The following is a 5,943-nucleotide window of genomic DNA, read 5'->3' on the forward strand; positions in this document are numbered from 1 at the left end:
GACTTAAGAGAGTTGCATTTGCATCGTAATGCAGATGGAAGAAGAACTTCGGAAAGCCGTATGAGGGAGAACCTCACGTACGGTTTGATGAGGAGGTTCTGGCAGAGGCATTGCCAAAGCCAGAACTTTACTCTACAAGTCATACTCTAGCATTCAGCTTTAAAACATAGCTCATAACGAAATGAAGCTTCTTTTCTTTTATAGAAGGCTATTGACAAAAGACCAAGGTGCATGATATGATGATTTTCAGATATGAATGAACGCTCATTCGCATAGGAGATTATGAAATTGGATAAAAAAGAATTAATTCGACAAAGTGCAGCAGAAGTGTTTAGCAAAGAGGGTTATTATTCAACAACAGTAAAGATGATAGCTGCTGAAGCCAACATAGCTGTAGGCACCATATATATTTACTTTAATACAAAAGAAGAAATCCTGGACTATATATTTTCAGTTGAACATTATAAAAGGATTCAATATTTTGAAAGACTACAAGAACGTTCATTAGGGATTATAGAAGTGATCGAGTCCTTTTTAGATTTTCATTTTAATGAGCTCCATGAAAATCCAAGCATCAGTAAGGTGTTGGTTCAAGAAGATCTTTCCCCATTAATGTCAAAAGCTAAAAATATGAGAACCTATAGTTCAAAATTACCGGATATACTTGCACAGATGTTGAAAAAAGCTCAGGAAAGCGGGCAAATTGGTGATATAGATCCGCCTATCGTTGCACGCTTAATTTTCCAATTGATCAAGGGGAGTGTGTATATTAGTCAAGAAAAGAAGGAAGCCAATTGGCAAAAGGAAGTCAAAAGTCAAATTATCTCTTTAATTACTAAAGGGATACAAAACTAATTTTTTTATCCTAATATGAATGAGCGTTCATTCATATTTTAATTCATTAGCAAGTATTGGTTAAGATGTCAAAACTTATATACTGTATGTGAATTTAGTGAAACTTAGTTTTGACCCTTAACCAGCATTAGATATATAAATGAAGTTCATAAATAAAAAAAGAAAAGAGGCGTCATTCGATGAAAAATAAAAAGTATTATATGTTGATTGTATTAGTACTGATCCTTGCTGTTTTTATAAGTTTTAAAGTCATATCCGCAGGGAAAACTCCGGATGTATTAACAACACAGGAAAATCAATTAGATTTGGGGATACCAACAGAAGTGGTTATAGTCAGTAGAGATAGTATGGTAGAAGGAATATCTTATATAGGTACCCTTGAGTCTAGAAATACGGTTGTATTATCACCTAAGGTGGGCGCACAGGTCACCTTCCTTAACATAGAAGAAGGAAGTCTTGTCAAAGAAGGGGATATTGTTGCAAGACTAGATGATCGTCAATGGCTAGCAAAGATGGAAACCTTACAAAAAAAGATTGAGACTTTACAGGTGAATTATTCTTATGTACGTCAAGAAGTGGATAACTATTATATAACGAATCCTATACTCAAAAAAATTGACACCTTAGAACTAAACTTAAGTTATTTAAATGATCAAGAAAATAAGTTCAGAATGTTATTGGAACAAGGTGCTGTGGCTGAAGGAGATTACGATAAAGTTAAGCATGAAAGAGATGTGCTAAACGCTCAATTAGAAGAGTTGAAAGCTACTTTTGCAGAGGGCTATAAAAAATTAGTCAGTCAAAGAGACACATTAGCAGCGCAAATGGATGAGCTACAAGGGAATGTAAATGAGTTAGCAATCAGTATTCAAGATGCTACAATCATTGCAAGTCGTGCAGGAAAAGTGAGAATGCTTTACTATGATATCGGCGATATGGCACTTGTTGGTAAACCATTTGCTATCATTGATGATACAGAGAACTTAACGGTAAAAGTTAATATTTCCGAACAAGACTTAAATAAGATTGAAATTGGAACGAAAGCGTTGCTCAACATAACAGGTATAAGTGAAAAAAGAGAAACAAGCATTGCCAGAATCATGCCAAGGTTAAATGGAAATACGAGAGTAGGCGAAGTTCAAATGGATCTAACCGCTTTGGACCTAGGTAATATTGTTGTTGGCACCAGTGTCCAGGTGGAATTTGTCGTTCAAGAGATTCAAGATGAAATCATTATATCAAAACGAGCCATAAAGTCTTTAAAAGACAAAGAATTTGTATATATCATTGAAAATAATAGGGCAAGAGAACAAGAAATAACTAAGGGGCTGCTTGTAGGGGATAAAGTGCAAGTGCTAGAGGGGCTGATAACAGGTGAAGTTATTGCCATGAATAATCTGACAAAATTATATGACGGTGCCAAGGTACATGTACTAAAAGGAGAGGATATTTAATGAATATTGGAGAATTTTCTATTAGAAACAAATACTTTGTTTTGGCCTTTGCCATAGGTATTCTTTTACTAGGTCTTTATGCTAAAACCACATTAAAAACTCAGTTAGCACCGGATACCAATGCACCTATGACGACGGTTATCGTTCAATATCCAGGTGCATCCGCACAAGATGTTGTTAAAGATATCGTTGAGCCTATGGAGAATGCTTTTGGAACCCTAGAAGGTATAGCCAAAATCAAATCTACGAGTCAAGATAATGTTGCTTCCATTAAGTTAGAGTTTAACTACGGAATCGATATAGATCAAGCAGCGATTGATGTTCAAAATATGATTAATAGAATAAAGGCTAATTTGCCATCTAATATGGTAGAGCCAAAAGTACTGAAGTTTAGTACGGCGGACAAGCCGGTTGTAACCATTAGCCTTAGTAGTGAATCCGTTGATTTGAAAGATATCAGACAGTTGGCAGAAGATGAAATTGCATTTGACTTTCAACTGGTTGAAGGTGTTGCCTCTATTAATTTATTTGGAGGTAATATCAGTGAAGTACAAGTTAAGTTGGACCAGAATAAACTGAATGCATACGGTATAACGATAGATCAAGTGGCAAACACCTTACAGTTAAATAATATAAAAGCACCTGGCGGAAAACTCATTGAAAACAACAAAGAAATTCTAATCCGGGTTGAAGAAAGTTATCAAAGCTTAGAGGACATTAAAAAGATACGGATACCCTTAGCAGATGGGAATACAATATTTTTAGAAGATATTTCTAATGTTGAAATGTCTATTGAAGCCCTTGAAAGTTCATATAAATACAATGGTAAAGAAGCGATTGCAGTTATGATCACCAAAAAAAGTGATGCCAATACAGTAGAAGTCGTAGAAAATTTAAAAATAGAATTAAATATTTTAGAGGGAAAATATGCCTTTATAGACTTTGAATTGGCTCAAGATGATTCAATTTTTACATCTCAGATGGTGGATAACATGACAGCAAGTGTGCTTGTTGCTCTATTTTTCACAATGATTATTATCCTTTTATTTATTACAAATGTAAGCCAAGCTATGGTAATTTCCATTTCCATGCCCCTGGTCTTCATGTCCACAATGGGTCTGATGAAACTATTTGACATGAAACTGGATATGGTGACACTTTCAGCACTAATACTGAGTATCGGTTTTGTCGTAGATGGGGCCATTGTTGTTGTTGAAAACATCATGACGCATCACCACAAACTGGGAAAGGATATTGTTACAGCGGCAATTGATGGGACGAGGGAAATCACTATGCCAAGCATAGCGGGTGCAACAACAACATTAATTGTTCTCATTCCACTCTTATTTATTCAAGGATTTGTTGGAGAGATGTTTAGACCCTTAGCAACAACTGTTATATTTGCAATATCATCCTCGATTCTAATCGCGCTCATTATAATACCTTTATTTACCGTTCTATTAAATAAATTCAAGTTTAGAAAAACAGAACAACTGCTTAGTATCGTTACAGAGCCTTTTAATAAAATGATGGATGGCTTATTACGTTTTTATATGATTATCCTAAGATTCTCGCTTAAGTATAAAGTCATTATGTATGGTGCCATCATCATTGCAATTATTCTTAGTGCAACCTTTATTGTTAGAAATGGCGTTGAAATGTTACCAAAATTTGATGGCGGAGTTAGTTATGTCTCTATTGAAATGGAACCGGGAACTGTTCTTGAAGATACAATTGAAGCCGTAAGAAATATTGAAAAGATTATAAGCCATGAAGTTAACGTTATAGGTTATGACACCCAAATAGGTTATGAAAAAGACAGCAATATGATCAGTGATTTTGGGATTATGGGAAGCAACCAAGCCAGTATGACCATTAATCTAAATACGAGAAAGGAAAGAGAAGAGACAATCTGGGATTTCCAAGAAAGACTAAGATTAGAGATAGAGAAGATTCCGGATATCAAAAGATTTGTTGTAAAAGAAAAAGGTGGAACAGCCAGCAGCAGTTCAACGGCACCGATCGATATAAGAATCAGTGGACCGGACCAAAGACTGCTTTATGAGATTGCAGAAGATTTAGAAGTGAAAATCAAAGAAGTCGAAGGCACAACCAATATATATAAGAGTTTTAACATGGATAACTTGCAAGTGAATATAAGTATGCATGATGGACGTATTCAAGAGTTGGGGCTATCCAATGCTGTTGTTGCAAAACAGATTTATAATGCAATTGAAGGTATTAATGCCACAAGTATGGATTTAGAAGAAAGTAATAATGTGAATATAGCAGTTGAATATATGGAAAGATACACACAATCTATTGACGACTTGTTGAATGTTTATATTCAAACCCCCATGGGTATCAAAGTGCCTTTAAGAGAGTTAGCTTCTGTAGATATAGGACAAAGAGCTAATTTGATCACAAAAGAAGACTTGGAATACACCATTGATATTTTAGGTTATACCACGACAAGAGCTTTTAGTCATATTACAAAAGATATAGAGAATATTTTTGCGACATATCCATTACCAAGCGGCTACACTCTTGGACTTACAGGTGACAACGAAGAGATGGGTGATTCAATGAAGGACATGCTTCTCTTATTGGGCTTGGCGGTTGTGTTCATTTATCTTGTTTTGGTCCCACAGTTTAAGTCATTTATCCATCCTATTACAATTATGGCTTCTATACCACTGGTTATTATTGGAATTGCACCGGCCCTTGGACTCACAGGAAAGTTTGTTTCTATGCCCGTTCTTTTAGGTTTTATTTTATTGGCCGGTACGGTTGTTAACAATGCAATATTAGTGATTAATCAAGCTATAGAAAATCAGAAAGCAGGTGTTGAGCTGAATGTTGCCGTGGTCCAAGCCGTCGAAGCAAGATATAGACCGATTATGATGACAGCACTTTCAGATGTTGTAGGTATGATGCCCTTAGCTCTTCAGCTTGCTCTAGGATCAGAAAGATTCTCACCATTGGCCATTACGGTTATTGGTGGTATGCTGGCAGCAACATTTTTAACCATGATTGTTATACCGGTTATATATGCAACGTTTGAAGGTGTGAAGTTTAAAATGAAGTTCAATGAAGTTAATGTGGAAAAAGTTTTGTTATAATGAGGTCCCATGAAAACCCTTCCACAGTGTATATGACTACTAGATGTGAACCTAGTTTAGTCAAGAGGAATATTTTCAAGAACCTTAAGCTTTTAGAAGTAGTAAGCGTTCATTTTTCGCCTGATCGTCCGAAGGGAAAGACCAGAAAAATGAATACTTACTGCTTCAGTACAATTAGAAGAAAAAAATGAATCCCAAGATTTGGCTGTACTCACAATTTCATATTCGAGTATAGTAATGGAGAAGCATATTTAATAACAGGTTATAAGCTCTTGTATCACAAAGTGTGTAAAAAGGGCTAAAACCACCATATGTAGTGTCTAAAAAAGTAATTAGAAAAAGCAAGGAAAGAGAAAGGAAAAAAGATAAATAAAAGTGTTGACTTCTAAGGTGGCGGATGATATAATTCTCTCTGTTGCCCCAAGAGGTAACGAAGTAGAAGCAACAAGGAAAGCCTTAGAAACACGGGGCTGTAAAAGACCTGAACATTGAAAACTGAACAGTAAACCAAC

At 35.5% G+C, this 5,943-nt stretch carries 3 protein-coding genes; all 3 read left to right on the plus strand.

Annotation, left to right across the window (positions count from 1 at the left end; genetic code table 11):
• The first annotated feature begins 288 nt into the window (after window positions 1-288).
• Window positions 289-855: a TetR family transcriptional regulator gene (locus tag AC6F8J_RS09195; protein ID WP_500722763.1), complete on the plus strand. Its 567-nt coding sequence runs from the start codon at window positions 289-291 to the stop codon at window positions 853-855.
• Between the two features lie 179 nt (window positions 856-1,034).
• Window positions 1,035-2,309 carry an efflux RND transporter periplasmic adaptor subunit gene (locus AC6F8J_RS09200; RefSeq protein ID WP_500722765.1) on the plus strand — a complete coding sequence of 425 codons (1,275 nt, stop codon included), beginning with the start codon at window positions 1,035-1,037 and terminating at the stop codon, window positions 2,307-2,309.
• Window positions 2,309-5,431 carry an efflux RND transporter permease subunit gene (locus AC6F8J_RS09205; RefSeq protein ID WP_500722767.1) on the plus strand — a complete coding sequence of 1,041 codons (3,123 nt, stop codon included), beginning with the start codon at window positions 2,309-2,311 and terminating at the stop codon, window positions 5,429-5,431. The genes AC6F8J_RS09200 and AC6F8J_RS09205 overlap by 1 nt, the downstream gene beginning before the upstream one ends.
• The last annotated feature ends 512 nt before the right edge of the window (window positions 5,432-5,943 follow it).

Source organism: Petrocella sp., assembly GCF_059865615.1.